Source organism: Spirillospora sp. NPDC052269 (assembly GCF_040679435.1).
In the GTDB taxonomy this organism is placed as follows: domain Bacteria; phylum Actinomycetota; class Actinomycetes; order Streptosporangiales; family Streptosporangiaceae; genus Spirillospora.
Window position 1 is genome coordinate 145,541 of the sequence record NZ_JBFAUU010000017.1, and the last position, 25,666, is coordinate 171,206.

A 25,666-nucleotide genomic window follows, 5' to 3' on the forward strand; every position below is an offset into this window, starting at 1 on the left:
ATCCCCTCACATGTAAGGAAGAACATGTTCGTCTGTACATGTCATGAAAGGCGTGAGGTTCGCCGTGTGTCAAGATGATTCGGGAAAACCGACCGTGGAGGGGGAGTGGATGTCGCTGCGGCACGGCCTGCTCGGGCTGCTGGCCGAGGGCCCGGCGAGCGGGTACGACCTGGCGCGCCGTTTCACCGAGGCGCTGGGCCTGGTGTGGCCCGCCCGCCATCCGCAGATCTACATCGAGCTGTCCCGCCTGGAGGAGGCCGGCCTCATCGAGGTCGAGAGCCACGGCCCGCGCGGACGCAAGGCGTACCGCATCACCGACGAGGGGCTCGCCGAGGTCCGCCGCTGGCTGGCCGACGTCGACGTCGACCACACCTTCCGCATGGAGACCCTGTTCCGCGCGTACTTCTTCTGGCTGATGGACCCGGACGACCTGAAAGAACACCTCGCCAAGGAGGAGCGGTTCTACCAGGAGACCGCCGAGCGGCTCCGCGTCTACGCCGACGCCAAGGACAGGGGCGAATGGGGCACCGGCCCTCATGCGCGCGCGATGCGCATCGCCCTGGAAGCGGGCGTCCGGATCAACGAGGCCCTCACCGAGTGGGCACGCTGGGCGCAGGAGACCGACCTCATGGCGTCCGAGGAGTTCGGCACCGCCGACGAGCGAAAATAGCTGGACCGGGCGACGCCGCGGGCGGCACGCTGCTGCCGGTGGACATCGATATCGAAGGCTTCATTCAGTACGGTTTCGTCCGCGTGCCCGAGGCGTTCCCGCGCGAGGTCGCCGACGAAGGCCGCGCGCTCCTCTGGGAGGCATCCGGTTGCTCGCCGGACGACCCGTCCACCTGGACACAGCCCGTCGTCCGCCTGTACGACCAGGGCCAGACGCCGTTCCGCGAGGCCGCCCAGAGCGCACGCCTGCACGAGGCGTACGACGCGCTCGTCGGCGAAGGCCGCTGGGTGCCCAGGGCGACGGTCGGTGGCAGCTACGCCGTCCGGTTCCCCTCAGAGGACGACCCCGGAGACGACGGCTGGCACATCGAGTCGAGCTTCACGGACTCCGACCCGAACGACTACATGAGCTACCGCGTGAACCTGAACTCGCGCGGGCGTGCGCTGCTCGTCCTGTTCCTGTTCTCGGACGTGGGGGAGGACGACGCCCCGACGCGCGTGCGCGTGGGCTCGCACCTGGACGTCCCGCCCCTCCTGGAACCCGCAGGCGAAGACGGACTCGCCTTTATGGAAATTGCCAAACCGGCTGCAGCCGCGAGTGAGTACCGGGAAGTAGCTTTCGCCACCGGCCGCGCGGGCGACGTCTACCTGTGCCACCCGTTCCTGGTTCACGCGGCCCAGAAGCACCACGGCGGGAACGTCAAGTTCATGGCGCAGCCGGGCCTCGAACCAGCCGTCCCGCTTTCGCCGGACGGGCCGTCCCCGGTCGAACGCGCCATCCAACTCGGCCTTTCCGCACGCTAGAACGCAGTCGGCGGCGCGACCGGCGGAGGGGGATGTCCGCCGGTCGCGCCGCCTTTTCCAAGCGGGACGCGCCGTCACACGCCGGACGAGGTCACCGGGAGCCCTCCAACTTCCGGGGACCCCACCCGTCCGCGATCAGCGCGGCCCGCAGCTCATCGGCGGTATCGCAGTCGAACGCGTCCTTCTCCTGCAATCGATCCATGGGCAACGGCCCCCGCAACGCCCACCAGCGCTTCTTGCTACTGAGGATGAACCCCCATGCGGGGAAGTCCGCCTCCAGTGCGGCGAGCAGGGATTCTTCCGAGGGAGAGCACGCGTCCATGGCGAGAGGAACCTTCGTTTCGAGGAGCTGTCCGCTTTCGTGTGACCAGCTTCACAGGAGTGGGTTACTCTCAGCTACGGCCCCATCACACCCCAGGCGGCCCCCCACCTCCCCGAGGGGACACCCCGATGGCAGACGACCCGAGCTACACCCGCGACCCGCTGCTCCGCTCGTTCGGACGGGTCATGCGCTCCCACCGCGAGGCCGCGGGCCTGTCCAGGCCGCAGCTCGCCGGTGAACTCGGCTGCGGCACGACCTGGATCGAGAAGCTGGAGACGGGCCGCAAACCGCCCTCCGAAGCCACCGCCGACGACTGCGACTTCCGCTTCGGCACGTCCAGAACCCGCACGTTCTGGACCATGTGGGACGAGATCAAACGCGAGGGCAAACACGTCGCCGTCCCACCCGGCTTCGACAAGTACTTGGGCGTGGAGCGGGAGGCGCTGGTCGTGAGGGAGTTCGACACCATGGTGGTGCCGGGCATTCTCCAGACGCCCGCGTACGCGAGGGCGGTCCTGAGCCTCAGCGAGCAGTCGGACGTGCTGGAGGATCGTGTAGCCGCGCGCCTGGCGCGGCAGGAGATCTTCTCGCGCAAGCCAGCGCCCCACCTGTGGGTCGTTCTCGAAGAAGCCGTGTTCAGGCGACCCGTGGGCGAAGCGGCTGTGATGCGGGAACAGTTCGAATGGCTGGTCAAACTCTCCTCGACGAAGCAGAACATCAACGTCCGAGTCTTGCCGTTCTGCTCGATCAACGCGGGCGCGATCGAGGGCCCCTTCACCATCCTCACGATGCCGAACGGTGACGAGATCGGCTACCACGAGGGGCCGGAGATCAGCCAGGTGATCGAAGACCCTGCCGTCGTTTCGGACTACGCACTACGCTGGGATGAGGTCATGAGCGAGGCCATGTCCAGCAGTCAGTCCCACAAGTTCATCTTGGCAGCGGCGGAGGAGTACAAGTGAGCATTCTTGACCTGTCCACCGTCCAGTGGCGCAAGAGCAGTCGTAGCGGCAGCCAAGGTGGGCAGTGCATCGAGATCGCCGGTCTTTCTGCTGCTGTGTGGCACAAGAGCAGTCACAGCGGTGCCCAGGGCGGCGACTGCGTCGAAGTGGCTGGCCTCTCGCCGGTCGTGGCCGTCCGGGACTCGAAGGATCCCGAGGGGCCGAAGCTGATCCTCGGCGCAGCCGCCTGGCGTTCCCTCACACACCACGTTCGGACGACGTTGGGCTGAAGGTCAGGACGACCTTGCCCACGAGGCCGCCGGCCTCGAAGAGTTCGTGAGCCTCACGAACCTGCTCGACCGGGAAGTCGGCGGCCACCCGCATTTGCAGGACGCCACCGTCGACAAGCGCTGCAAGCTCCGCGAGCTGCTCGCCGCTCTGCTCGACGTACGACTTGGACGCCCCGGGGACGTCCGGAAGCGGAACGTCCGCGATCGACACGTACCGCCCACCAGTAGCGAGCACGTGCGTCACGTGGGGTCCAGCCGTGTGGAGGACGACCTCATAGGCCCCCTCCGCCAGGGTCGCCGGATCGACCGCGACCTCTATGGCCCCCAGCTCGCGCGCGGCGTCCACATGGCCCGGCCGTGACACCAGCCCGCCCACCTGAGCCGCCCCAAGGTGCCGAGCGAGCTGGACGGCCAGCCCACCAACCCCACCCACGGCCCCGACGACCAGAACCCGATCGCCCGCCCCCACCTTGGCCAGTTGCAGGGCCTGGAGCGCGGTAAGCCCGGCCAGCGGAAGCGTCGAGGCCTCCTCAAGACTCACTCCACGGGGTGCTGCCGCCAGCAGATCGCCGGGCAGCGACACCACATCAGCCCAGGTCCCGCGCCCGGTCGCGATCTGCGCCGACATCGCGATGACCTTCTCGCCGGGCTGGAACCGCTCGTCCTTGCTGGCCACGACGACCCCGGCCAGGTCCCAGCCCAGGTTCGCGGGCAGGTTCCCGACCTCCCACTCCCGGGTCTTGGCGTCCACGGGGTTCAGGCTGCTGGCGACCGTCCGCACCAGCACCTCGCCCGCCCCGATCTCCGGCTCGGGCACCCGCCGCACCTGAAGGACATCCGTCCCGCCGTGCTCATCAATCCCAACGGCTCGCATCGAGGTAGCGCTCATGCCGAGGACGATAGACACTCACACCAATGTGAGAGTCAACCTGGGCAAGCGAGGTCACAGAAGCGGAGGACCGCACGTGAGCACCTTCGGCCTGTCCACCGTCCACTGGCGCACGAGCACCCACAGCAGCAGCCAAGGCGGTCAATGCATCGAGATCGCCGACCTCTCTGCCGCGGAGTGGCGTAAGAGCACCCGCAGCACTTCGCAACGCGATGCTCACGCAGTTGCTCAGGCACGTGACGTTGACGCGTCCCAAGCCGGGCGGCCCCCGGGTATCGAAGTCACTCCGGTCTGGGAGGTCTGTCTTCGTCCTTGCTGCGCCGAACGCCGACCTGCGCTTTCTTTGCCTACAAAGATCGTTTGATATAGGCAGGACCCTATTGAGGGTCTTGCCTATATGAAAGATCATCGTGTCGACAAGGGGAACGCCCCGCCGGATCACCGGCGGGGCACTCGATCGTGTGGTGCACGCACTTCCGAAGCTAGCCGCCGAGGAACGACTCAGCCAGCGGATCCCATCGATACAAGCGGCCGACTCTCTCTTGACTGACCAGGCGCACCGACCGCACCGTGAACCGGCGCTCGGCGGGCGGTTCCGCCAGTGCGTCCAGAACCGGGGCCGCTGGCCGGATCGAGTTGCTGTAGGCGACCGAGACGTGCGGCGTCCATGCCGGCTCGTCGGCGAGTTGGTGGAGTGTGACGGTCTCGGCGACCGCCGTGCGTACGGCCTGCCGGACGGGGTCGAGGGCGCGGCCGGGCCGGGCACCGAGCATCACGGCCTCACCGTGGAACCACAACCTCCCGAGGTCGACGCTGATCGGGGCAAGACACTCCAGCCGGGCTCGGGCAGCCGCGGTCATGGCGGCCACCTCAGGGCCAGGGATCTCGTCCGCGAACCCCACGATCTGCGTCGTCATATGAAGCCATGCCTCGGGCACTAGATCGAGCCCGTCGAGGCCCGCCAGAAGGCGCTGGCATTGGGCAACCAGCGCGCGGGCGTCTGGTTGGTCATCGAGGAGGACGTGCCAGACCAGCAGACGGCGGCCGGGGCGCACACCCGGACGCCACCACCAGTGATCGGTCATCCGGTCGGGAAGCGGACTCAAGACTCCTCCGCAGCGCCGATGGCCTTGTGCTCCAGTGATCCGGTCTGGAAGAGGTGGATGCGTTCGCGGAGCGCTTCGGCGCGGCGGTCGCTCTTGTAGCGGCTGTGGGCCAGGCGCTGCCGGACCTCACCCATCCGGCCCACGATCGTCACCACCCGGAAGTGGTCTTCCAGGTCGAACACCGGCTCCAGCTCGGACTCCGCCCGGTCAGGGTCGCCGGTCATCACATAGGCGAGCGCTGCGCCGATGCGTACCTGCGCCCATGTCCCGTAGACCCACTCGTCTCCCTCAGCCCAAGCGTCATCGGCGGCCTCCGCGGAGGCGAGCATCGCGGTGGGCTCGCGGGCACCGAGGCCAACCTGGAGGGCGTAGGTGTGCTGCCGGGCCCGGGTGCAGCTCCAAGCGTCGGCAGTCTGGTCGGCAGCGTCACCGACCTCGCGTGCCCGCTCAGCGAGCACCAGGGCGTCGCGGGCGCCGGCGATATCGCCACGGGACTGAAGCGCGGTTGCCGCGGAGGCGGCCAGTAGGACGCGCCCGCGAGCCGACGTCGGGGCCAGCTCATAACCCCGCCGTGCCAGCTCCGCCGCCTCCCGGTAGCGGCCTTCCCAGCGGGCGGTCTTGGTCTGGGCGCAGAGCACGAGGGCCCGAGCAGCATCGGAGTCGGCCTCGTGGGCGCAGGTCCACGCGGCGTATCCGTAGGCGTCGGCCTCCCGGTAGCGGCCGACGTCCCCCGCGAGGAGGTTGATCAGCGCGAACAGCTCGGCTGAGGTCGCCAGGAGTTCGCGGCGTTGGGCCAGGCGAAGCCGGTGGTCTCGCAGGATGGTGGTGATTCTGTGTTGGAGGCCATGGGCCTCTCCGAGCACGGTCAGCGGCGGCTGGCGTGCGTAGTCGTAGGTGAGGCGGCGCGTAGCCACGTCGAGGTAGTGCAGCTCGCCATCTCCGATGTCTGAGCGCTCCAGTGACGCGGCCATCTCAAGCACTTCGACGATGGCTGAATCGACGACGTCGGGTGGCTGCGGGTGTTGGGCTTCGCCGAACAGGTCAGTGGGGGTGGAGCCGAAGGCGGCGGCGTAGTGCTCGGTCCAGTCCCGGGGGAAGTGCTCGCCCGACTCGTAGCCCCGGATCTGCCGGGCCAGTGAATCGACGTTCCCGTTGGGGATCTTGGCAGTAAGGAAGAGCCGCCTGGCCATCTCGCGCTTGTTCCAGCCGCGCTGCTCGCGCGCGGCCTGGAGGCGTGCAGCCCAAGCAGGGCGTACGTCGGTCATCCGCGTGCACCATTCGCCGGATCATCCGATGCGGACACTCGGGTGTCCGCCTGCCTATCCGCAGTATCCGCCTATCGCACTGCGTGTACATGGCGTTTCACTCGTTGATGCGGGCGCGCACCCACCGCTGAAGATTCCAAGCGTGTTCCGACACGCACCATCCAAGGCCGGGGTGCGCGCCCGCTCAACCCGACCAGGGGGTGATGGACGTGGGTGTGGTGCTCTCGCGCGGGGTCACCACGCCCACCTGGTCGACCGCGTGGACCGTCCACTCCATCCCGAAAAGGCAGGACGGCCCGCGGTCACCGGCACGGCACGACGCGGCTGGGAGACCACTTCGTGCTGAGCCGGCCCCGGGACGTGACTGAGAGTTCAGCTTCCCCACTCTCGGCGTCCCATCGAGTGCGTGTCGGCTGCGGTGACCCACCGTCCCGGGCCTTGTGTCCTGCGGCCGGCACGCCCTCACAACAAAAGAGCGGCCCCGGCCCGCTGCGTGAACAGCGGGGCTCCGGGGCCTTGATCGGACACAGGAGGTCCGACCCGTGGCAGATCTTAGGCGCAACTCCGGCACATCGGGACCGACTGATCAGGAACGCAGAGAACTGGCGCTCCTGGGTGAGGATTTCCCCTCCTGGTGGGTCCGTTTCTCCTCCGGACTTCCCCCGTTGCAGTGGGGCGCACAGCGCAAGACCGACACAGATTGGAACGCGAGCGCGGGAGGAGTCCGGACGCTCAACGCCTCCAGCGCCCGTGACCTTCGGTGGATGCTCACCCGAGCGGCCATCTGGGACGACGAGGTCGCCCAGGCGTGCGCGCCTGGCTGCACTCGCGGATGGCCGGGCGAGCTGACCGCCCGGCAGTACCTCTCAGCGCTGGCGGCGCACCTGCGCGGACTGAAGATGGCGGTCCAGGAGAACGACACCAATGTCCTGGTCGCCGACTCGGAGTGCTCCGGCGTCGAGGTCCGGGTCCTGTGCCGTCCGCGGCCCAGCGACTGGGACCGGCTCTGGTACTGGGACGCGGAGGGCGCGCCGCTGGCTGAGGCCGAACACGCACACGACGCGGTGACCGAGATCCGGCGGCGCCTCGCGCAGCCTCCGGCGAAGGCCGCGTCGTGAGCGACTACCTTCTCCGCCGGACCGAAGTGGGCATGTACGTCGTCCACGCGGGCGACGACCCGAAGGCGTGGCTGTGCCCCGCGGAGAACCCGAACTGGTGGTACGGCCGCCAGATCGACGCGCCCGCCACACGGCAGATCTGCATGCCCCACGACGGGTCGATCGAGGCCGAGGGCGAGGCGGCCAAGCGGGTTGCCGCGATCCTCCTCCGGCCCCTGTGGACACCGTGGCCCCGCGGGCTGACGGCGCACGCCCCGGGGCCACGGCTCCAACTCTGCAAGAGGGGATCCACATGACAGAAATCGCGGTATCCAGCAAGAACACATCCGCAGTCCTATCCCGCGCGCAGGACGCGGCCCCCTACTTTGAGCAGGTGCTGAGAGAACGCCGCATCCGCCTGGGCTCCCGCAAGTCGCCGATGGCCATGGCGCAGGCCCACCACGTCCAGGCGCTCCTCACCGGCCTGGTGGACGGGCTCGAGGTCGAGATCGTCGGAATCCAGACCTCCGGCGACGCCTGGCAGGGCGACCTCGCCGAGCTGGGCGGCAAGGGCGCGTTCCTGAAGGAGATCGACAAGGCCCTGGTGACCGGACAGGTCGACTTCGCGGTCAACTGCCTGAAAGACGTGCCCGGCGACGTCCCGCTGCCGCCCGGCACCACCATCGCCGCCTACCTCGAGCGCGACGACGTCCACGACGTGGTCGTCTTCCCCGCCGGGTCGAAGTACTCCTCCCTCGAGGAACTGCCGCCCGGCGCGCGGGTGGCGACCTCGGCGGTGCGCCGCAAGGCGCAGCTCCTGCGGATGCGCCCGGACCTGCACGTCGACCGGATCCGCGGCAACGTCAACAGCCGCCTCGCCCGCCTGGACTCCGACGGCCGGTTCGAGGCGATGATCCTGGCCTGCGCCGGCCTGGAACGCATCGGCATGTCCGACCGGGTCGGGGAGGTCCTCCCGCTCGAAGACGTGTGCCCGGCCGTCGGCGCAGGCATCCTGTGCCTGCACGCCCGCGAGGCCGACCGCGACCTGATCGAGCTGCTGCGGCTCCTGGACCACCCCGAGACCCACGTCCACGCGACCGCCGAGCGCACGATGCTCCACGGTCTTCAGGGCCACTGCAACAGCCCGATCGCCGGGCACTGCACCACCACCCCGGACGGGCAGCTTTCGCTGATCGGGATGGTGTTCACGCGCGAGGGCGGACAGTTCGCCTACGCCCACGAATGGGACACCCCAACCCGCGCGCCCGAACTCGGCGCGTACGTCGCCGCCGTCCTGGCACGCAAGGGCGCGCGGGGCATCATCTCCGGCATCCCGCACTGATTTGGAGGTGGCCATGTCGACCAAGGTCGCGGCTCCTCAGACCGCTGCGCACGCCGTCCTCCTCGACGTGCACGGCCGTGTCCTGCTCGTACGGCCGTCCTACAAGCGCCACCACCACCTGCCCGGCGGGTACGTCGAGCAGGGTGAGATGCCCTCGCAAGCCGTCGCGCGCGAGATCCTGGAGGAACTCTCCATCCAGCCCACGCTCAATAGCGGGCCCGCCGTCATCGCGTGGGCGCCGCGCGATGCTGAGCGGCTGATCTTCCTGTACGTCGGGCAACTGGAGCCCGAGGAGGCTGCCGCCGTTCGGGTCGACGGTGGCGAGATCATTGACCATCTCTGGGCGCCCGTCGCAGATCTGGACACGTGGTTGCACAGGCGCGTCGCCGACCGGGTCCGCCGGGCGCTGCTCGTCGCCGAATCGGGAGACGGTCCGTTGTTCCTTGAGCAGCCGGATCCCTGAGTGAAGAAAGCGGCGTCCCGCTCGCCGCAGTCGGCGGGCGGGGCGCCCTTTCGCGTCCCTTGAGCACGGTGAGTGGTCAATGTGTGTGGGGCCGACGGATTCTCACCAGGCGAAAGCCTGCTCTCGTCGGCTCACCCCTTTTGTCGAAGTGGAGGGTGGCGGGCCCGCGGTGGGCGATGCGTGGGCGCAGCCGATCCCGGCAGTTGGCTTCTCGTGGGGGCCGACGAGTGGGCGGCAACCGCAGGCTGCGGTCCGAGTGGAGCCCGCCGGGCAGATCCACGTGCAGGACGGCCGGGACGGAGGCCAGGCGGGTGCCACCGTAACCGGTATCCAGGACGCAGCCACGGGCCGACATCGACGCCCGTGACGGATCGCCTACCGCTCGCGTGAGGCAGCGGCAGACCACGCGCGCACCGAACTGGGACCGCGGTGGGACCTCGGCCCCGAAGGTGTTCAGCGGCCTCGGCACGGACTCGGCGCCGCGCCACCTGCACCGGCTCTCACTGAAGGCGGAGGACGCCGAGCGGACGGCGGATGCCGCGCACGCCGCCGAGCCCTCGGTCGACTCCTTCGACCTCGCCGTCATCCTCGGCGCGCTCGCCGACCCCGGCAAGGTCCTTCCGGGCAAGGGTTCTGACGACTCGTCGGTCTTGAAGGTGTTCGATGACTCACGTACACTCCGGGCGAGTGTTCGCGTTTGGTCGAACACTCTGAGCCCTCTTCGGGCGTCCCTACCGGAAAGCGGTAAGAATCCTTGTTCAGTCCTGCGAAACAAGTCGGCGGGTCGGGCGTCGCCGCGCCCGCCGCCGACGCCCCCTACGCCCGGCGCTGGGTGATGCTGCCCGTGCTGCTCGCGGCCATGTTCATGGTGCAGTTCGACCTGTTCGTCGTGAACGTCGCGGCCCCGTCGCTGGCGCAGGACCTCCACGCCGGCCAGGCCGCCCTTGAACTCATCGTCGCCGGGTACGGCTTCACGTACGCCGCCGGCCTCGTCACCGGCGGTCGGCTCGGCGACCTTCTCAGTCCGCGTGTGATGTTCCTCGGCGGAACCGTCGCCTTCACCGCCGCCTCTCTGCTGTGCGGCCTCGCCCAGAACTCCGGCGAACTCGTCGCGGCCCGGCTCCTGCAGGGCCTGACCGGTGCGGCGATGGTGCCGCAGGTGCTCGCGCTGATCACCGCGGTCTTCCCGCCGGCCGAGCGCGCCCGCGCGATGGGCTGGTTCGGGGTCGCCATGGGTCTCGGCGGCGTGGCCGGCCAGGTGCTCGGCGGCGCCCTGCTCGAGGGCAACGTGCTGGACCTGGGCTGGCGGATCATCTTCCTGGTGAACGTGCCGATCGGCCTCGTCGCGATGATCCTCGCCCTGAACCTGCTGCCGAGGACGGCCTCGGGCGCACGGCCCAAGCTGGATCCGATCGGCGCCATCGGCGTCTCCGGTTCGCTGGCGCTGGCACTGATCCCGCTGGTCCTCGGCCGCGCCGAGGGCTGGCCGCTGTGGGGCTGGATCATGCTGATCGCGTCGGTACCCGCGATGGTGCTCAGTCTGCGCTGGGAATCGGTGCTCTCCCGCCGCGGCGGTCAGCCGCTGCTGGACCTCGTCCTGTTCCGCAACGCCGTCTTCAACCGCGGCCTGATCGTGAGCCTCGGCGTCTTCGCCGCGTTCTACAGCTTCATGTTCGCCCTGACGCTGGTCCTGCAGTCCGGACTGGGCCTGACTCCCCTCGAGGCCGGCTACACCTTCGCTCCGCTGGCCATCGCCTTCGCGGGCGCTTCCCTCGTGGCGCCGCGCAAGGTGGCCACCTACGGCAGCCGACTCGTCACCACCGGCATCGTCATCGCCGCCGTCGGCATGCTGGCCGCCATCGTCGTCCTCCAGGCCTCCGGATCCGACACCAGCGCCCGGCTGCTGATCGGACCGATGATCCTGATCGGCTTCGGCAACGGTCTGGCCGTCCCGGTCCTGGCCGGTGTGGTGCTCGCTGGTGCCCGTCCTGCCAACGCGGGCGCTGCGGCGGGTGTGCTCACCACCATCCAGCAGTTCGCCAGCGCGGCGGGCGTGGCCTCGATCGGCGCCGTCTTCTTCACCGTTCTGGGCGACCACCGGGATGTCGCCAAGTTCGCCCAGTCGCTCGAGTGGGTCCTCGGCATCGGCCTCGTCCTCATCCTGGTCGCCGGCGTCACCAGCCTGAAGCTGCCCCGGCCGCCCAAACCCACCGGCTGATGCGCAAGCACCTTCCGGACGATCGATTACACTGTTCGAGAAACGACGAACAGGCGGGTAGCCGCCGACCGGGCTTCGCCGGGATGGGTCCTGGTGCCCGGCGAAATCGAGTCCGGGAGGGCCGCGTGACTCACCCAGGCCGTGTTGCGCCCAATCACACACACCCGCGAGACGTGCCGTTGATCGTGGCGCTGGCCGCTCTGGCGGACCCGATTCGCCTGGCGATGGTCCGCGAGCTGAGCGGCATGGAGGAGTGGCAGCTCACCTGTGGCGCCTTCGACGTGCCGGTCGGCAAGGCTGCGCGCAGCCACCATTTCGCGGTGCTCCGGGAGGCCGGGGTGATCGAGCAGCGTGACGAAGGCCCCTGCCGCGTCAACAGGCTGCGCCGCCCGGAGTTCGACGAGCGCTTCCCCGGCCTGCTCGATCTGGTGCTCCGCCCGGAGTTCGACCAGCCGGGGACTTCACGCGAAGCGTCCTAGACACGATCAGTCGAAGTCGACTGGACAACTGAACAGATAGAAGCGCCGAAGCGAGACAGCGGGCGGCTGAGTAAGGGGTCGCCGACCCTCGAGACACAGCGCCCGATGATCTGTACGCCACCCATGATCTGCCCTTCTTTGACGTGGAGAAAATGATGGCCGCTGACACAACGGGTCTGAAGGCCCGTGCCGAGACGCTCCGCAAGCTGCACGACGGAGAGATGCTCGTCCTGCCCAACGCGTGGGACGTGGCCAGCGCGAAGGTCGTGGTCGAAGCGGGATTTCCCGTAGTCGCCACGACCAGCGCCGCAATCGCGGCGATGCTCGGCCATCCCGACGGCGAGGGCGCTCCGTGGGAGGAGATGTTCGCCGCCGCCGGACGGATCGCCCGGGCCGTGCCGGTCCCGGTCACGGTGGATGCCGAGGCGGGATACGGCATGGAGCCGCGTGAACTGGTGGACCGCCTGCTGGAGATCGGAGCGGTCGGCTGCAACCTGGAGGACACCGATCACCGGGCGGGCGGCCTGCTCGAGGCCGGCGCGCACGCACAGTGGCTGGCGGACGTCCGCGCCGCGGCCGACGACGCCGGAGTCCCGATCGTCATCAACGCCCGCATCGACACCTTCCTCCCCGCGGGCAAGGTCCCGGAAGCTGATCGGATCGCGGAGACGATCCGACGGGGCCGTCTCTACCGGGACGCCGGCTCCGACTGCATCTACCCGATCGGCGTGCGCCAGAAGAGCGACATCGCCACCCTCGTGGCCGAAGTGCCCGGCCCGGTCAACGGCAACGTCGGTGAACAGCTGACCCTGGCCACGCTCAAGGAGCTGGGCGTGGCGCGAGTGTCCTTCGGGCCCCGCTTCCACCGCGCGGCCATGAGCGGCCTGCAGTCCACCGTCCAGGCGCTGTTGGCCTGATCTGCGAAGCCACCGCCACAACCGGGCATCTCGAACGCTTTCCACCGGATGCTGTTGGCGGAGTCAGCCCGGTTCCGGGACGAGTGTGAGCTCGCCCCGGAACCGGGCCGATGCGCTGTGGGGGGCGGCACGGCCCGGAGTGCGGCGATGCCGTCGGGCGCCGAGTCGATGTCCGTCCGCGCCGTGGTGTCGGCTATTCGGCGTGGGGTCGTCCGGGCGGATCCGGGTCGCGAGAGGGTTCGTGACCTGGCGAAAACGCCGCGGGTGAATATGATCACGTCATGCCTTTGATGCTGGATGACGTCGACCGGTTCGAGCTGTCGAGGCCCCGTCTGGAGGCCATCGCCTACCGTCTCCTCGGCTCCGCGGACGAGGCGCAGGACATCGTCCAGGAGACGTTCCTGCGCTGGCAGGCCGCCGACGTCGAACGCGTCGAGGTTCCCGAGGCATGGCTGACGAAGGTGCTCACCAATCTGTGCCTCAACCAGCTCACCTCCGCGCGGGCGCGCCGCGAGACCTATGTGGGCCGGTGGCTCCCCGAACCGTTGCTCGCGGGGGACCCGATGCTCGGTCCGGCCGACACCGCCGAGCAGCGCGATTCGGTCTCATATGCGGTCCTCACCCTGATGGAGCGGCTGCCTCCCAACGAACGGGCCGTGTACGTGCTGCGCGAGGCGTTCGACTACCCGCACCGGGAGATCGCCGAGATCCTCGACATCACCGAGTCGGCCAGCCAGCAGCTCTTCCACCGCGCCAAGAAGCATGTCGCGTACGGGAAGGCCCGCGCCGACATCGACAAGGCCGAGGCCCAGCGGATCGTCGAGGAGTTCCTCGCGGCCGCCACCAGCGGCCAGACCGATGAGCTCGTCCGCCTGCTCACCCAGGACGTCGTCGCCGTCGGGGACGGCGGAGGGAAGGCCCCCGCGCGCACCAAGGCGTTCGAGGGTGCGGCCGCGGTCGCCAAGTTCATGTGGGGCCTGTTCAAGCCCGGCGAGGCCAAGCGCACCGTCGTGGGCGGCACGCCCGAGATCTACGCCTGGGCCGCCAACGGCGAACCCGCCGTGCTGGCCGTCGTGGACGGCCGGGTCGTCGCCATCGTGTGCCTGGAGGTCACCGCCGAGGGCATCGCCGCCTGCCGCACCCAGGCCAACCCCGACAAGCTCGAACGCGCGACCGAGCAGTGGGCGGCGTCCGACCACGGAGAGCCCCTCCTCGTGATGTGACCCAGGTCACGATCGAATCCTGTCAGGGATCGGCGGGCCGTCCGGTTCAGGTAGCGAATCCGAACCGGACGGCAAGGGAGTCGATGATGAGGATCCTGGTGGCAGGAGCGACCGGAGCGATGGGCAACGAGCTGCTTCCGCGTCTGACCAAGGCGGGGCACGAGGTGTTCGCGATGGTCCGCAGTGAATCCAGCAAGGCGCGGGCGGCGGCGCTCGGCGCGGTGCCGGTGATCGCCGACGCGCTCGATCGCGCTCAGGTCGAGGCGGCCGTGCGGGAGGCGGCCCCGGAGGTGATCATCAACCAGCTGACCGCCATCGGGCACATCGACACCCGCAAGTTCGAGCAGAGCTTCGCCGCCACCGACAAGCTGCGGACCGAGGGCAACGACAACCTGCTCGCGGCCGCGCAGGCCGTGGGTGGCGTCCGGCGGTTCATCGCCCAGAGCAACGGCGCGTTCACCTACGCCCGGACGGGCGGACCGGTCAAGACCGAGAAGGACCCCCAGGACCCCTCGCCGATCGCCCCGATGGCCTCGATGATCGGTGCGGTCGGGTACCTGGAGAAGGCCGTCCTGGGGGCCAAGTGGACCGAAGGCATCGTGCTGCGTTACGGCGCGTTCTACGGACCGGGGACGTCCATGGCGCCGGGCTCTGACCAGCTCGAGATGATTCGCAAGCGCAAGTTCCCGGTCGTCGGTGACGGCGGTGGGGTGTGGTCGTTCATCCACGTCGCCGACGCCGCTGAGGCCACCGTCGCAGCGGTGGAGAACGGCGGCCGGGGCGCCTACAACATCGTCGACGACGAGCCCGCCACGGTCGCCGAATGGCTGCCCGCGCTGGCGGAGATGCTGGGTGCCAAGAAGCCGATGCGCGTCCCGCGGTTCGTCGGACGACTGGCCGCCGGAACTGCTGGCGTCGTCCTCATGACCGAACTGCGCGGCGCGTCCAACGCCAAGGCCAAGCGCGAACTGGGCTGGAAGCCGACCCACCCCACCTGGCGCAAGGGCCTCAAGGTTGAGGCGTGAGGCGCCGAGCATCGTCCTCTCCGCCTCGATAGGCGTTCGAGACCCCGCCCCCTCGTCGAAGGGCAGCCCCACAGCAGCGAAGGCTGCCCTTCGACCCACCCCCTACGAGGTTCGGCCCGTTGGGAATCCGCCCCTGCCACGGGGCCTCGTGGGCGAGGCGGGAGCATCCCGAGCGGTGCCATCGCGGCCGGGGAGGAAGCGCGGGTGCACGTGGACATCCCGCTCAAGCTCGCCATCGCCGACGGGGCGACCGCGATCCTGCCGTTCAGCAGCGACGAGCGGGAGATGGTGGACAGCGCGTTCGTCATCCACGCCGGTAACCTGCTGGACGCGCTGGTCCGCCTGTTCGAACTGCTCTGGCCCAGCTCGATTCCCCTCCCCGGCCAGGACGCCCCGGTCGAGACCGACCTCGATCGGCAGCTGCTCACCCTGCTGGCCGCGGGCCTGAAGGACGACGCGGCCGCGCGGCAGCTCGGCATCAGCGTCCGGACCCTCAACCGCCGGGTCAGCGACCTGATGCAGCGCCTCGGCGCCCGGACCCGCTTCCAGGCCGCCCGCGACCTCAACGAAGACTCCTGAACCAGCGCCGCCGACCTCAGCAACCCGAACGTCACCGATCGAGACCGTCTCCAGATATCGGACCATGACCGGCAGCATCGCGACCTGCCGCCGCTCAGGTGTTCGCTCCCGCTTGGGTCGGCCGGTCGCTGGTCGGCCCGATCGGGTGCGTGGCTTGCGGTTTCTGGCTTGGTGGCCGTTTCGCGGAGCATCTCGGCGTGAGCGCCCGCACGCTTGGAAGGAGCGTTCCCGTTCTCAGCCGGTGAGTGGGGTGTTTGCTTTGAACAGCTCGGTTCCGCGGCGGGCGATCTCTTCGGATGTCAGGTCCTCGGTGTGGGTGAGGAAGACCCAGAGGTGTCCGAACGGGTCCCGGAGCATGGCCTGCCGGGCTCCGTAGAACATGTCGGTGGGGGGCTGGAGTACCTCGGCGCCGGCATCGGCGGCCTGGGCGGTGAAGGTGTCCACGTCATCGACGTAGACATGGATCCCCACGGTCGAGCCACCCGAGGCGCTGGGTGCCCGGAACGGGCCATCGGCGTCGCCGACCATGATGACCGAGTCCTGGACGGCGACCTCGGCGTGAATGATCTGGCCTTCCGGGGTGGCGATGCGGAACAGCTCCTCGCCGCCGAACGCCTCGGCGTAGAACCGGATGGCCTCCGCGGCACCGTCCACCATGACATGCGGAACAGCGGCGTACCGGTAGCGATCGGGAACAGACGTCATCACAGTGCCTTTCTGAAAAGTTCTTGCTGTTGAGAACACTAGAAGCTCAACCAAACTTGAGGTCAACTTGCCGGGGTATCGAGGCCTGCTGCGAGGTCGCCCAGGTCGTCGCGAACGCGACCGGGCTTGAGCGGCAACCGAACGGTCGGTCACGATCAGGGGCCCGGCGGGTGGCTCCTACCATCGCCGGCTGTTCCGATGGGGATGGTCTGCGGGGTCTTGCTCAGGTGGTGAGGGGTTGGTCGGTGGGGTTGCCCTCGGGTGTCGTGAGGGTCTTGTGGACGACGCCGACCGAGACGCCCACTCCGGTGGCGATGGTGCGGATGGACCCGCCGCGCCTGCGGCGGTCGAGGATGGCGGCGCGTTTGTCGGCGTCGACCACGGGTCGGCGGCCGCCGAGCCGTTCGACCTCCTGGACGGTGATCGAACGGAATCCGGCGCTGACCACCCCGCCACACCCGGCCGAGTCCGGCTCGCTGGTTTCGGGACGGCCGGGGGACGAACTCAGGCTTGGGGTGAGGTGTTCCAGAGGTCGAGGGCGGCGTAGCTGGGGCGCCATTGGTCCTGGTATGCCTGACGAGCGGGTTCGGGGAGGGGCGCCAGCATCGCGGCGACGGTGGCGTCGCCGGCACCGTCCAGTAGCCAGGGCAACAGCCGGGGGCCGTTGGGGCCGATCCGCTGGGCGTGGGTCTGGCCGAAGGCCGCCCACTGCTGCGGGGTGGCGGTCGCCTGGATCAGCGGCAGGGCCTGGTCCTCTTCATGCTTGAGGTGGCCGGTGAGGCCGGTGACCAGGGAGTCGCTGAGGTCGCCGAGCCGCTCCAGCCCGACCTCGGGGTCGGTGAGAGCCGTGTCGATCGCCTCGATGATCTGGTCGATGGCGGCGTGTTCGGCCTCCATCGCCTCCAGCAGCGCCAGGTCATCGCTCCTGCCCGCCAAGGTCTGACGCAGCACCGGCCACAGCGCGTCGTCTTCTGCGGTGTGGTGGATGTGCAGCGACATCTTGAACAGCTCCCATCCTGCGGCGGTCCGCAGGATGGTGCGGGGGTCGCCGTCGAGGCGGGCGGTTGCTGTGGCCAGGTGCTCGGCCTCGCGCCGTAGCGCGTCGTGCATGGCGTACATCGCGGTCATGTCGAGCAGGTCGCTCATGGAATCCTCCAGATAGGTGTGCAGGACGGTCCGGGTCAGCCCCAGCTGGTGCCGGCGGGTTCCCTGATGGTGGCGTTGATCCGGTTGAACAGGTTGGTGACCGAGATCAGCAGGATCAGCGCCGCCAGCTGGTTCTCGTCGAAGTGGTCGGCGGCGGTGTCCCACAGCTGGTCGCTGACCGCGTCGCCGCAGCGGTCGGCCACTCGGGTGGCGGCCTCGGCCAGCTCCAGCGCGGCGCGTTCGGCGTCGCTGTAGAACGGGGCCTCCCGCCAGGCGGCGACCGAGGCGATCCGCTCGGCGCTCTGTCCGGCCTTGACCAGGTTGGCGCTGTGGGCGTGCACACACGCCGAGCAGCCGTTGATCTGGCTGACCCGCAACCCCACGATCTCCTGCAGTTCGTGGGACAGGCCGCCCTGGTTGACGGCCTTGAAGATGGCGCCGATGCCCTTCATGGCATCCGGCAGAACGAAAGCCGGATTCTTCATCCGAGCCTGCACGATCACACTCCTCTCCGGGGCGGCGAAACTCCCCGGACGGACGTCGGTCTCAGGAACGCCTCCACCTTGCCGAGGCCCGCTTCGTGCATCAACGCCCGATTCCGTATGATCTCGATAACCTGTGCCTTATGGATCGGAACGGAACGCGGTGGAACTGCGGGACATCGAAATCTTCCTGACCCTCGCCGAAGAGCTACATTTCGGCCGGGCCGCCGCCCGGCTCCACGTCTCCCAGGCGCGGGTCAGCCAGGCCATCGCAGCGCAGGAGCGCCGCCTCGGCGGAGCCTTGTTCGACCGTTCCAACCGCCGCCAGATCCGCCTCACCCACCTCGGCCGCCAACTCCGTGACGACCTGCGCCCCGTCTACAAGGGACTGCGGGACAGCCTGGAACGCGCCCACCTGGCCGCCCGCGGCATCACCGCCCAACTCCGCGTCGGCATGTTCCCCCAGAACGTCGCCGACCTGCACCGGTACTGGCAGGCCTTCCGCTCCCGCCACCCGCAGTGGGAACTACGGCTACGCCGGGCCCCCTTCGTCGGACCGTTCGACCGACTCCGCGACGGCGACATCGACGTCCTGGTGGCGTGGCTGCCCGTGGAGGAGCCAGGCCTGACGGTCGGCCCGACCCTGCTCACCGATCACAGGGTCCTCGCCGTCTCCACAGGACATGAACTGGCCGGGCGCTCCTCGGCGCCCGCCGAAGTGCTCGGCGACTTCCCCACCGCCACCGGGCCCAACCTGCCCGACTACTGGGAGGACAGCTACCTCCCCTTCTACACCCCCCAAGGCCGGGTCATCGAGCGGGTCGAGCCGGCCACCAATGTCGACGATCTGATCCACCTGGTCGGCACCGGCGAGATCATCCACAGCTTCCCCGCCCACGTCACCCGCCTCTGGTCGATGGCCCACATCGCCTGGCTCCCCATCCCCGACCTGCCGCGCCTGTCGTTCGCCCTGGTGTGGCGGACCGAATCCGAGAACGACCTCATCCGAGCCCTCGCCCAGACCGTCCGCGACCTCGGCCCCACCACCTGCTGAAGGGCCCACCGCCTACCCCCGAACCCCGGCGGGAGCTGACCGGGAACCTCCACCGCAGCGTCCGCAGGTACCCGTGAGTGAGCCGCGCCGCTGTCCGGCCGCTGTCCAACTTCGCCGCCCCGTCCGCCGACGACTCCATCACCCGCCCTGATCATCAACGTCATCACCGCCGTCGGCCGGTTCCAGCGACCTGCGAAACGAACTCACCACCGAAGGCATCGCCGCCGGCGGGGGCGAAGGTGAGCATGTCGTCGTCGATCACCTTCGGCCTGCCGCTGTGGTTGCCGCGCGGCCGCAGCAGCGCCCGGCACCCCGACGTCCTGGCCGGACAGCGCCGCGAACGGGCCCGTATCCGCAGCGAACGCCACCAGCGTTGGGGACGGCCCCGAACACGAGCCGCGTGACCAAACCCGGCGAACCTTTCGGGGCAGCGCACTAGGTCCGGTAGATCTGGGCAGGGCCAGGTTTCTCCGTCGTACCGGCAGTGGTTCCGGTTGCCCCGGGACAGCTTTGCGCTTGGGCTGAGTGAGTGGCGGTCCAGCGTGCGTCGCCTGGCCGCGACCTCGCGGAGCACCCGCTCAGGATCATGTCGTGCGACGTGCTCGGCGATGGTCGGGTGGAAACCGGAGATGTCGCTCTGGCAGAAATCCACTGTCCGGCCGTTCGCCATCCATTTTCCGCAATCTCTGCTCCGTTGGAGAGGGGACTGGTCGCCGGTGGGACGGCCCACGTTCTCGCGCTGACGTCGGACGGTCGCGCGCTGGTCTGGGGAGGCAACGGCCAAGGGCGTCTGGGAGACGGCACCACCACCAACCACTGCATCCAGATGTCCGGGGTGCCGCCCGAAATACACCGCAGCGACTGCGGTCTCCGGGGCAGCCACTCGCGGGTTCTCGTGATCGACGCTTCGCGTGGCCGTATGCGGTCGGACGTCGAACCGCCGGCGGACGCCGATCCGTGCACAACGGTGAAGGAAGCTCTCAGCAATAGCCCGGGCACATGTGGGAGTACCCGCCACGGTAGGCACGGAGATCCCGTGCGAGAACGGAGGCGTCACATGAGCATGAGAACGCGTGTCACGCGAACGCAGGGCGCGATGCTGCTCCTGGGGCTTGGCGGCGCTTTGCTGGCGGCGGCGCCCGCCGCCGGCGCCACAGATGACCCGGCCGTCCCGGGCCCGCCTCACCTGATCAGCGCAGTCGTCACGGGATGCCACGCGCCATGCCCGCTGGGGACGTCCGGGCAGGTCGCCGTGACCTTCAAGCAGCCGACGGTCCCGGACGGGCAGTGGGCCAGCACCACGGTCTCCTTCAACGGCGAACCCCAGCAGTGGATCGCCGAGACCCTCAGTTCCGTTCCCACCAAGACGTATTGGTTCACCATCTGCGCGGGCCCCCGTGACCCTTCCGTGGAATGTCTCTACCCGACTCGGATCAACGCGATTCGGGGGACCGAGACGATCACCGCGACGTCGGTGGCCGTCATCCCCGGGAAGGATCCGAACATCGACCCTCCGCTCGTCAGTGGTCCGTCGGTGCCCAGCGACCCGATCGTGCCGACGCAGGGCTGAACGAAGCCCGCATGCATGAAGGATGTCGGCGTTCCCGCGGACTGTCCGGCATGGCAACGGTCCGGCACCCGAACCTGGGACCGGACCGTTGCTTGCCTTCGGCGACCGACCGAGGGAGCCGCCGGGGAGTTGCCGAGTCGGAGCGGGAGCCGTGCTCAGCGCAGGTTCTCGTTGGCGCGGGCGCTCCAGACGGCGAGGGTGGCCGCGAGGGCGAAGGCGCCGCCGAGCCACAGGACGGCCTGGAGGGCGAGCGAGTCCACGATGACGCCGCCCGCGAGCGCGCCGAGACCGATCGACAGGTTGAACACCGCCACCCACAGCGAGGACGCCGCCTCCACGGCCTGCGGCGCGGACTTGATCATCCAGGTCTGCAGGCCGACCGACACGCCGCCGAAGGCCAGGCCCCAGACGATGAGCAGCGCGGCCCCGGCGACCGGACCCCGTCCCAGCAGGACGAAGAGGGGCATCGCGATCGCGAGGGTCAGGGAGATGACCAGGACGGACCGGTGCGCGTTGCGCGACAGCGCCGCACCGGCGGCGAAGTTGCCGACCATGCCCGCCAGGCCGAACCCGAACAGCAGCGGGCCGACGAGTCATTCGTCGATCCCCGACAGCTTCTGCAGTGCCGGGCTCACGAACGTGTAGGCCGCGAAGTGCCCGGTCACGATGAGGAACGTCGCGAGGATGCCGACGCGCACACCCGGGTTGCGAAGCTGCGCCGCCAGCAGGCGCAGACGGATGGGCTCAGACGCGGCCAGCGACGGCAGCACGGCCAGCAGTGCGAACAGCGCGACGAGTGCCAGGGCGCTCAGTGTCGCGAACGCGATGCGCCAGCCGGAGAACTCGCCGAGCAGCGTGCCGAGCGGCACACCGAACACGTTCGCGGCCCCGACGCCGCCGAAGATGATCGCGGTTGCCCGTGGCACGTTCGCCGGGGCCACGAGCCGGACGGCCAGGCCGCTGGCGACGGCCCAGAAGCCACCGACCGCCACCCCGACCAGCACCCGGGACGCCACCAGGACGGCGAAGTTCGGCGCCAGGGCCGAGGCCACGTTGGCGAGCGTCATCAGCGCCATCAGGCCGAGCAGCAGCAACCGCCGGTTCATCCCGCCGACGAGCACCGGCACCAGCGGCGCCGCGACCGCGGCGACCAGGCTGGGCACCGTCACCATCAGCCCGGCCGTCCCCTCGGAGACCGACAGCGCCGACCCCACCGAGGTCAACAGCCCGATCGGCAACTGCTCGGCCGTGACCAGCAGGAACGTCCCCAAGGCCACCGCGGAGACCGCCGCCCAGCGGCTCCTCGCCGAGCCCTTCTCCTCGGCCGCCTGAGCGACGCCGACGTGTTCGGTGGTCGTCACCGAAACCTCCTCCAACTTATTTGGGAACGATCGCTCCCGTATGTCTGGTGGACCCTAGTATGGGAACGATCGCTCCACAAGGCGGATAGTGTGACGGCATGGCACGCCCTCGGCAGTTCGACGAGCAGGACGCGGTGGTCACGGCGACCGATCTCTTCTGGCGTCGCGGCTACAACGCCACCTCGGTCCGGGACCTGGGCGCCGAACTCAAACTCACGCCCAGCAGCCTGTACCGGACGTTCACCGACAAGCACACGCTGTTCCTGCGCGCGCTCGACCACTACCGCGCCACCGACTCCGCCGAGGCCGAACGGCGCTTGGACGCCGCGGGCCGTCCGGTCCGCGAAGTGCTGCGGGACTGGATGCTGTGGCTGGTCTCCTGCCCGTCCGACGGCGAGCCCGGACGAGGCTGCTTCGTGGTGAACACCGCGACCGAACTCGGCACCGCTGACGCCGAGATCCGCGAGCGGACCGAGGCCGCCTTCGAGGTCACCCGTCAGGCCGTCCGCTCACTGCTGCTCGAAGGTCGAGGCTCCGGCGAACTGCCCGCCGACCTCGACGTCGACGCGTCCGTGGAACTCCTCTTCACCACGGTCCTCGGCCTCCGGGTCCGCGAACGCGCCGGCCACGCCCCCGAACGCCTGGCCACCACGATCGACGCCGCCATCAAAACCCTGGACCCCGCGTCCGTCCAACCGTCCTGACGGAGATCCAGATCTCGGCCACTTCGTGGCAGGGAGGGGAGCGGGCATGACCACACCGGAGACGGCGCGGTTCATCGTGGTGACCGGAGGGCCGGGCTCAGGGAAGAGCACCCTGATCGACGCCCTGCAACGCGAGGGTTTCGCGCGCTCACACGAGGCCGGACGGGGAGTCATCCAAGACCAGGTGGCCATCGGCGGCCGGGCACTGCCCTGGGACGACGTCGACCTGTTCGCCGAGCTGATGCTCGGCTGGGAACTGCGCTCCTACCGCGACATGTCGGCGCGGACGGAACCGGTGTTCTTCGACCGCGGCATCCCCGACATCGTCGGCTACCTCCGCCTCGAGGGACGACCCGTCCCCGCGCACGTCCACAAGGCAGCCGAAGCGTTCCGCTACCACCCGCGCGTGTTCATAGCCCCGCCCTGGCCCGAGATCTACGAACAGGACGCCGAGCGGAAACAGTCCCACGCCGAAGCCGAACGAACCTACGAGTCAATGGTCGCCACCTACACCAAATACGGCTACGACCTGCTGGAACTCCCACGCGCGCCCGTGGAGGCCCGCGTCCGCTTCGTCACCGCCCACCTCCCCTGAGCCGCCCTGCCGCACCGAAGCCCATCGGCCCGCTGAGCTCGTCATTCCGACGGCCCGAAGAGGGTGGCGCACAAGCTCGGGACGATGGAGACTCACGCCGACGCCAGAGCCGGGCCCGGCGGGCGTTGTCGCAGACACGGAGGATCGGACGTGCTGACGGTCGGTCGATTTCAGCGGATCGGGATGGTCATCTGCGCCTGCGTTCCCTGTCTGTTTCTGCAGGGCTGTGGCCCTGCGCAAGTGGGGTTCACTGGAATATCGAAGTCGAGCAATGGAGAACTGCTCGGAGTCGTCCAGGTTTGCCGGAGCGGCGTGGACAAGGCTGTCCTCAGAGCCGCCGATGCCGGCGTCAAGGTCCAGTGGCGTCGTTCGAGCCCGGTACGGGGGGTCAGCGTGTGGCCCCTCGAAGCCGGTGGCGACTGGTGGGAGCGAAGTGGAGACCCGGGCATTCTTCGCCAAAATCACACGTTCCGCCTCACCGCATATCGCGGGGATTCTTCGATCACGGTCCGCGTCGAGTCCGACCAAAACAAGCTGGCACTGCTCACTGCTGGTCAGGTGCTTTTCCGCTACAGCGCCCCCGGTGCGAGTGGATACGGCAAGGACCGCATCGCCTCTTTGGCGAAATTCCGTCGGCTGGCGTGCAGTAAATAGATGTACGAGTGGTCGATATGCCATCGAGTGCCGTACGGATCAGGTAAATGCGACAACCGTCTCCGGGGCCTTGGGGGGCTGTTGGCCGCTTCCTCAGTGCAGGTGAAGGATGCGGTATTGCGCGAAGTGCGATGCCGGAGTCAAAGGTGAGGCACTTGTTTCAAGTAGCGTTTGGTGTCGGTATCGCGGCGGCGCTTTTCCTGTTCGCGCGCTGGCGGAACCGTGGCGATCGTGTGGCCGGAGCCTTCCTTGTCGTTGCCGCGGCGTTCTGGGGGGTGAACCTGCTCCTTCTGATGGCCCCTCAGCGGTGGGGATACGGCATCGGGCAGCCTCCTTTCTATATGGCGATGGCCGCAATGGTATTTTGTGTTGCGGGAGCTGTTGTTTCGCTACTTCTCGCGTGGCTCGGACGGCGTTAATGGATGTGGCTCATGTGGTGAGGCGTGTGGTAGGGTCCGGTATGTATCGGCGTTGCCGGTATGTGATGTGGACCGAGGATGAAGGGAGGCGAGAGTTGATGACCGCGAAGGTGGCCGCTGTTGCATGCGGCGTTCGGACCAACCTCGTTTCCCGGGTCTCGGCTGCACTGAGCTGAGTCGATCCGCTCAGCGGGATCGTTCATCCTTCGGCGGGATTCTTCTCCTGTCTGCCGAGGCCCCTTATTCAAGGGTCTCCTTCGTTGTTTTCATCGATCTTCCTTTCGGATTCGTCCGACGACGTCCTGCGCGACTACGGGTGGGACGAGGCGTGTGAGCACGCCTTCTCCGCGCATCGCTCCGCAGATCTGACGCCTGGACGCGTCGCCCGTGTCGACCGCGGCCACGCCACCGTCGTCACGGCGGACGGGTGGGTGCGCGCGGCCTGGTCCGCGGCCACCGGAACACCCTGCACGGGAGACTGGGCCGCGGTGCGGCTCGGCGAACGGCCGGAGTTGGCGGCCTTGCTGCCCCGCCGGACCGCCATCGTGCGCTCCTCGGCGTCCCGTACCTCCCATGCCCAGGTCCTGGCCGCGAACGTCGACACCGTCGTGGTCGCCGAGTCGCTCGCCGGTTCCGCACCCGCGGGACGGATCGAGCGCATGGTCGCCCTGGCCTGGGAGAGCGGCGCCGTCCCGGTCATCGTCCTGACCAAGGCCGACCGGGCGGAGCGGCCCGTCCCCGAGGTGCGGGACGAGGTGGCCGCGCTCGCGCCCGGCGTCGAAACCCTGGCGGTCAGCTCCGTCACCGGCGAGGGCATGGACGTCCTGGCGGCCGTCCTCACGGGGACGATCGTGCTGCTGGGGCCGTCCGGCGCGGGCAAGTCCACCCTGGGCAACGCCCTGCTCGGCGACGATCTGCTCGCGACCGGAGAGGTCCGGGCGAACGACGGCAAGGGCCGCCACACGACCGTCCATCGCGAACTGATCCGGCTGCCGGGCGGGGGCGTCCTCATCGACACCCCGGGCCTGCGGGCCGTCGGCGTCCACGACAGTGAGAGCGGCATCCAGCAGGTCTTCGCCGAGATCGAGGAGCTCGCCGCCGACTGCCGGTTCTCCGACTGCGCCCACGAGAGCGAACCCGGCTGCGCGGTGCGCGCCGCGATCGCCGACGGGAGCCTGCAGCAGCGGCGACTGGACAGCTACCGCAAGCTGCTCCGCGAATCCGCCTGGGCCGCGTCCCGCGAGGACGCGCGCCTGCGGGCGGACCGCGACAACCAGCGCAAGAACATCACGCGCCACCTGCGCGCGACCTACAAGTTCCGGGACCAGCGGTCATGAACGCCCAGCG

The 25,666-nt window shown here is 69.1% G+C and carries 31 protein-coding genes and 2 pseudogenes; 22 read left to right on the forward strand and 11 right to left on the reverse strand.

The features are described from left to right. The first annotated feature begins 109 nt into the window (after positions 1-109). On the forward strand, positions 110-670 hold the full coding sequence (locus AB0L06_RS32400; RefSeq protein WP_500234943.1) for a PadR family transcriptional regulator: 561 nt from the start codon (positions 110-112) through the stop codon (positions 668-670). A 38-nt stretch (positions 671-708) separates the two neighbouring features. After that, positions 709-1,473, forward strand: a complete 765-nt coding sequence (locus tag AB0L06_RS32405) for a phytanoyl-CoA dioxygenase family protein (RefSeq protein ID WP_500234944.1) — start codon at positions 709-711, stop codon at positions 1,471-1,473. 91 nt (positions 1,474-1,564) lie between these two features. Here AB0L06_RS32405 and AB0L06_RS32410 read toward each other — a convergent pair whose 3' ends face one another. Continuing rightward, positions 1,565-1,795 carry a hypothetical protein gene (locus AB0L06_RS32410; protein ID WP_500234945.1) on the reverse strand — a complete coding sequence of 77 codons (231 nt, stop codon included), beginning with the start codon at positions 1,793-1,795 and terminating at the stop codon, positions 1,565-1,567. Positions 1,796-1,980: 185 nt separating this feature from the next. Between AB0L06_RS32410 and AB0L06_RS32415 the strand changes: the two genes are divergently transcribed. Beyond that, on the forward strand, positions 1,981-2,757 hold the full coding sequence (locus AB0L06_RS32415; RefSeq protein ID WP_500234946.1) for a helix-turn-helix domain-containing protein: 777 nt from the start codon (positions 1,981-1,983) through the stop codon (positions 2,755-2,757). Then, positions 2,754-3,026, forward strand: coding sequence for a DUF397 domain-containing protein (locus tag AB0L06_RS32420; protein ID WP_500234947.1), 273 nt, complete (start codon positions 2,754-2,756; stop codon positions 3,024-3,026). Before AB0L06_RS32415 ends, AB0L06_RS32420 begins: the two co-directional genes overlap by 4 nt. On the opposite strand, the gene AB0L06_RS32425 is transcribed toward AB0L06_RS32420, so the two are convergent. The 3 genes from AB0L06_RS32425 to AB0L06_RS32435 all read right to left on the reverse strand — a co-directional run bounded on the left by AB0L06_RS32425 (position 2,995) and on the right by AB0L06_RS32435 (position 6,286). Further along, the gene (locus AB0L06_RS32425; RefSeq protein ID WP_500234948.1) at positions 2,995-3,915 is read right to left on the reverse strand and encodes an NADP-dependent oxidoreductase; all 921 of its coding nucleotides are present in this window, start codon (positions 3,913-3,915) and stop codon (positions 2,995-2,997) included. The genes AB0L06_RS32420 and AB0L06_RS32425 overlap by 32 nt on opposite strands. Positions 3,916-4,397: 482 nt before the next feature. Then, on the reverse strand, positions 4,398-5,021 hold the full coding sequence (locus tag AB0L06_RS32430; RefSeq protein WP_500234949.1) for a 2'-5' RNA ligase family protein: 624 nt from the start codon (positions 5,019-5,021) through the stop codon (positions 4,398-4,400). Continuing rightward, on the reverse strand, positions 5,018-6,286 hold the full coding sequence (locus tag AB0L06_RS32435; protein WP_500234950.1) for a helix-turn-helix domain-containing protein: 1,269 nt from the start codon (positions 6,284-6,286) through the stop codon (positions 5,018-5,020). Before AB0L06_RS32435 ends, AB0L06_RS32430 begins: the two co-directional genes overlap by 4 nt. 764 nt (positions 6,287-7,050) lie before the next feature. On the opposite strand from AB0L06_RS32435, the gene AB0L06_RS32440 reads away from it, so the two are divergent. From AB0L06_RS32440 to AB0L06_RS32485, 10 genes are all read left to right on the forward strand, one after another. After that, on the forward strand, positions 7,051-7,404 hold the full coding sequence (locus tag AB0L06_RS32440; RefSeq protein ID WP_500234951.1) for a hypothetical protein: 354 nt from the start codon (positions 7,051-7,053) through the stop codon (positions 7,402-7,404). Then, positions 7,401-7,700 (forward strand): hypothetical protein, encoded by a 300-nt coding sequence (locus tag AB0L06_RS32445; protein ID WP_500234952.1) that lies wholly within the window; start codon positions 7,401-7,403, stop codon positions 7,698-7,700. Before AB0L06_RS32440 ends, AB0L06_RS32445 begins: the two co-directional genes overlap by 4 nt. A gap of 77 nt (positions 7,701-7,777) precedes the next feature. Continuing rightward, complete coding sequence (hemC, locus tag AB0L06_RS32450) at positions 7,778-8,725, forward strand: hydroxymethylbilane synthase (protein WP_500234953.1); 948 nt, start codon at positions 7,778-7,780, stop codon at positions 8,723-8,725. A 13-nt stretch (positions 8,726-8,738) separates the two neighbouring features. Next, positions 8,739-9,188 carry an NUDIX domain-containing protein gene (locus AB0L06_RS32455; RefSeq protein ID WP_500234954.1) on the forward strand — a complete coding sequence of 150 codons (450 nt, stop codon included), beginning with the start codon at positions 8,739-8,741 and terminating at the stop codon, positions 9,186-9,188. 754 nt (positions 9,189-9,942) lie between these two features. Continuing rightward, positions 9,943-11,406, forward strand: coding sequence for an MFS transporter (locus AB0L06_RS32460; protein ID WP_500234955.1), 1,464 nt, complete (start codon positions 9,943-9,945; stop codon positions 11,404-11,406). 173 nt (positions 11,407-11,579) lie between these two features. Continuing rightward, positions 11,580-11,885 (forward strand): ArsR/SmtB family transcription factor, encoded by a 306-nt coding sequence (locus tag AB0L06_RS32465; RefSeq protein ID WP_500234956.1) that lies wholly within the window; start codon positions 11,580-11,582, stop codon positions 11,883-11,885. Between the two features lie 155 nt (positions 11,886-12,040). Then, on the forward strand, positions 12,041-12,802 hold the full coding sequence (locus AB0L06_RS32470) for an isocitrate lyase/PEP mutase family protein (protein WP_500234957.1): 762 nt from the start codon (positions 12,041-12,043) through the stop codon (positions 12,800-12,802). Positions 12,803-13,083: 281 nt separating this feature from the next. Beyond that, positions 13,084-14,025, forward strand: a complete 942-nt coding sequence (sigJ, locus tag AB0L06_RS32475) for an RNA polymerase sigma factor SigJ (protein WP_500234958.1) — start codon at positions 13,084-13,086, stop codon at positions 14,023-14,025. Between the two features lie 86 nt (positions 14,026-14,111). Further along, positions 14,112-15,050: an NAD-dependent epimerase/dehydratase family protein gene (locus tag AB0L06_RS32480; protein ID WP_500234959.1), complete on the forward strand. Its 939-nt coding sequence runs from the start codon at positions 14,112-14,114 to the stop codon at positions 15,048-15,050. Between the two features lie 204 nt (positions 15,051-15,254). Then, entirely contained in the window at positions 15,255-15,629 is a 375-nt protein-coding gene (locus tag AB0L06_RS32485; RefSeq protein ID WP_500234960.1) for a helix-turn-helix transcriptional regulator, read from the forward strand. A 234-nt stretch (positions 15,630-15,863) separates the two neighbouring features. On the opposite strand, the gene AB0L06_RS32490 is transcribed toward AB0L06_RS32485, so the two are convergent. From AB0L06_RS32490 to AB0L06_RS32505, 4 genes are all read right to left on the reverse strand, one after another. Continuing rightward, complete coding sequence (locus tag AB0L06_RS32490; RefSeq protein ID WP_500234961.1) at positions 15,864-16,334, reverse strand: VOC family protein; 471 nt, start codon at positions 16,332-16,334, stop codon at positions 15,864-15,866. Positions 16,335-16,557: 223 nt separating this feature from the next. After that, a complete protein-coding gene (locus AB0L06_RS32495; RefSeq protein ID WP_500234962.1) occupies positions 16,558-16,782 on the reverse strand; it encodes a hypothetical protein in 225 nt (74 codons plus the stop codon). 56 nt (positions 16,783-16,838) lie between these two features. Continuing rightward, entirely contained in the window at positions 16,839-17,480 is a 642-nt protein-coding gene (locus tag AB0L06_RS32500) for a hemerythrin domain-containing protein (protein WP_500234963.1), read from the reverse strand. A 35-nt stretch (positions 17,481-17,515) separates the two neighbouring features. After that, positions 17,516-17,977 (reverse strand): carboxymuconolactone decarboxylase family protein, encoded by a 462-nt coding sequence (locus AB0L06_RS32505; protein ID WP_500234964.1) that lies wholly within the window; start codon positions 17,975-17,977, stop codon positions 17,516-17,518. Positions 17,978-18,125: 148 nt separating this feature from the next. Here AB0L06_RS32505 and AB0L06_RS32510 point away from each other — a divergent pair, with 148 nt between their 5' ends. Together AB0L06_RS32510 and AB0L06_RS32515 are read left to right on the forward strand one after the other, a co-directional pair. Next, positions 18,126-19,016, forward strand: coding sequence for a LysR family transcriptional regulator (locus AB0L06_RS32510; protein ID WP_500234965.1), 891 nt, complete (start codon positions 18,126-18,128; stop codon positions 19,014-19,016). A 245-nt stretch (positions 19,017-19,261) separates the two neighbouring features. Continuing rightward, positions 19,262-19,420: a hypothetical protein gene (locus AB0L06_RS32515; protein ID WP_500234966.1), complete on the forward strand. Its 159-nt coding sequence runs from the start codon at positions 19,262-19,264 to the stop codon at positions 19,418-19,420. 80 nt (positions 19,421-19,500) lie between these two features. Here AB0L06_RS32515 and AB0L06_RS32520 read toward each other — a convergent pair. Further along, positions 19,501-19,746 (reverse strand): annotated as a pseudogene (locus AB0L06_RS32520) (DUF6221 family protein); the annotation flags it as partial. On the opposite strand from AB0L06_RS32520, the pseudogene AB0L06_RS32525 reads away from it, so the two are divergent. Beyond that, positions 19,711-19,791 (forward strand): annotated as a pseudogene (locus AB0L06_RS32525) (hypothetical protein); the annotation flags it as partial. The pseudogenes AB0L06_RS32520 and AB0L06_RS32525 sit on opposite strands and share 36 nt — an antisense overlap. Before the next feature lie 282 nt (positions 19,792-20,073). Next, on the forward strand, positions 20,074-20,586 hold the full coding sequence (locus AB0L06_RS32530) for a hypothetical protein (protein ID WP_500235041.1): 513 nt from the start codon (positions 20,074-20,076) through the stop codon (positions 20,584-20,586). A gap of 155 nt (positions 20,587-20,741) precedes the next feature. On the opposite strand, the gene AB0L06_RS32535 is transcribed toward AB0L06_RS32530, so the two are convergent. Both AB0L06_RS32535 and AB0L06_RS32540 read right to left on the reverse strand, forming a co-directional pair. Continuing rightward, a complete protein-coding gene (locus tag AB0L06_RS32535; RefSeq protein WP_500235037.1) occupies positions 20,742-21,167 on the reverse strand; it encodes an MFS transporter in 426 nt (141 codons plus the stop codon). Positions 21,168-21,179: 12 nt separating this feature from the next. Beyond that, entirely contained in the window at positions 21,180-21,947 is a 768-nt protein-coding gene (locus AB0L06_RS32540) for an MFS transporter (RefSeq protein ID WP_500234967.1), read from the reverse strand. Positions 21,948-22,045: 98 nt separating this feature from the next. Here AB0L06_RS32540 and AB0L06_RS32545 point away from each other — a divergent pair, with 98 nt between their 5' ends. From AB0L06_RS32545 to rsgA, 4 genes are all read left to right on the forward strand, one after another. Then, positions 22,046-22,651, forward strand: coding sequence for a TetR/AcrR family transcriptional regulator (locus AB0L06_RS32545; protein WP_500234968.1), 606 nt, complete (start codon positions 22,046-22,048; stop codon positions 22,649-22,651). Between the two features lie 46 nt (positions 22,652-22,697). Continuing rightward, positions 22,698-23,246, forward strand: a complete 549-nt coding sequence (locus AB0L06_RS32550) for an AAA family ATPase (RefSeq protein ID WP_500234969.1) — start codon at positions 22,698-22,700, stop codon at positions 23,244-23,246. Between the two features lie 150 nt (positions 23,247-23,396). Then, on the forward strand, positions 23,397-23,900 hold the full coding sequence (locus AB0L06_RS32555) for a hypothetical protein (protein ID WP_500234970.1): 504 nt from the start codon (positions 23,397-23,399) through the stop codon (positions 23,898-23,900). Between the two features lie 679 nt (positions 23,901-24,579). Continuing rightward, positions 24,580-25,656 (forward strand): ribosome small subunit-dependent GTPase A, encoded by a 1,077-nt coding sequence (gene rsgA, locus AB0L06_RS32560; protein WP_500234971.1) that lies wholly within the window; start codon positions 24,580-24,582, stop codon positions 25,654-25,656. Positions 25,657-25,666: the final 10 nt, after the last annotated feature.

Excerpts from the sequence above, each read along its gene's own strand:
- AB0L06_RS32400 (WP_500234943.1), top strand. The coding sequence starts at position 110 with ATGTCGCTGCGGCACGGCCTGCTCGGGCTGCTGGCCGAGGGCCCGGCG.
- AB0L06_RS32410 (WP_500234945.1), bottom strand. The coding sequence starts at position 1,795 with ATGGACGCGTGCTCTCCCTCGGAAGAATCCCTGCTCGCCGCACTGGAG.
- AB0L06_RS32415 (WP_500234946.1), top strand. The coding sequence starts at position 1,981 with ATGCGCTCCCACCGCGAGGCCGCGGGCCTGTCCAGGCCGCAGCTCGCC.
- AB0L06_RS32425 (WP_500234948.1), bottom strand. The coding sequence starts at position 3,915 with ATGAGCGCTACCTCGATGCGAGCCGTTGGGATTGATGAGCACGGCGGG.
- AB0L06_RS32435 (WP_500234950.1), bottom strand. The coding sequence starts at position 6,286 with ATGACCGACGTACGCCCTGCTTGGGCTGCACGCCTCCAGGCCGCGCGC.
- AB0L06_RS32440 (WP_500234951.1), top strand. The coding sequence starts at position 7,051 with ATGCTCACCCGAGCGGCCATCTGGGACGACGAGGTCGCCCAGGCGTGC.
- AB0L06_RS32455 (WP_500234954.1), top strand. The coding sequence starts at position 8,739 with ATGTCGACCAAGGTCGCGGCTCCTCAGACCGCTGCGCACGCCGTCCTC.
- AB0L06_RS32470 (WP_500234957.1), top strand. The coding sequence starts at position 12,041 with ATGGCCGCTGACACAACGGGTCTGAAGGCCCGTGCCGAGACGCTCCGC.
- sigJ (WP_500234958.1), top strand. The coding sequence starts at position 13,084 with ATGCCTTTGATGCTGGATGACGTCGACCGGTTCGAGCTGTCGAGGCCC.
- AB0L06_RS32480 (WP_500234959.1), top strand. The coding sequence starts at position 14,112 with ATGAGGATCCTGGTGGCAGGAGCGACCGGAGCGATGGGCAACGAGCTG.
- AB0L06_RS32490 (WP_500234961.1), bottom strand. The coding sequence starts at position 16,334 with ATGACGTCTGTTCCCGATCGCTACCGGTACGCCGCTGTTCCGCATGTC.
- AB0L06_RS32500 (WP_500234963.1), bottom strand. The coding sequence starts at position 17,480 with ATGAGCGACCTGCTCGACATGACCGCGATGTACGCCATGCACGACGCG.
- AB0L06_RS32515 (WP_500234966.1), top strand. The coding sequence starts at position 19,262 with ATGTCGTCGTCGATCACCTTCGGCCTGCCGCTGTGGTTGCCGCGCGGC.
- AB0L06_RS32530 (WP_500235041.1), top strand. The coding sequence starts at position 20,074 with ATGAGCATGAGAACGCGTGTCACGCGAACGCAGGGCGCGATGCTGCTC.
- AB0L06_RS32545 (WP_500234968.1), top strand. The coding sequence starts at position 22,046 with ATGGCACGCCCTCGGCAGTTCGACGAGCAGGACGCGGTGGTCACGGCG.
- AB0L06_RS32550 (WP_500234969.1), top strand. The coding sequence starts at position 22,698 with ATGACCACACCGGAGACGGCGCGGTTCATCGTGGTGACCGGAGGGCCG.